The organism is Pantoea sp. GbtcB22, assembly GCF_019091025.1.
Lineage (GTDB): Bacteria > Pseudomonadota > Gammaproteobacteria > Enterobacterales > Enterobacteriaceae > Pantoea > Pantoea leporis.
Map to the genome: position 1 here is coordinate 1 of NZ_JAGXKB010000607.1, position 245 is coordinate 245.

The 245-nt window shown below is 51.8% G+C and carries 1 pseudogene; it reads left to right on the forward strand.

What is annotated here, in order from left to right:
• Positions 1-200, forward strand: a pseudogene (locus KVT28_RS26130) (gamma-glutamyltransferase); the annotation flags it as partial.
• Between the last annotated feature and the right edge of the window lie 45 nt (positions 201-245).

Consider the following 245-nt stretch of genomic DNA (forward strand, 5'->3'; position numbering starts at 1 on the left):
TGCCGTGGCTGCATCTGTCGATTGAAGCGATGAAGATGGCGCTGGCCGATCTGGATCGCTATGTCAGGGATTACGATCACCTCGAGTTCCCGGGAGAATTGCTTCTCAGTGATGAGTATTTAAAACAGCGCGCGCAGTTGAATAATCCCGATCGGGCCGGAGATTTTTCCTTTGGCTCCCCGCAGCAGAGCGGCTCGGTTTAACTAACTATCGCAGATGCCAGCGGCATGATGGTTTTCTTTATA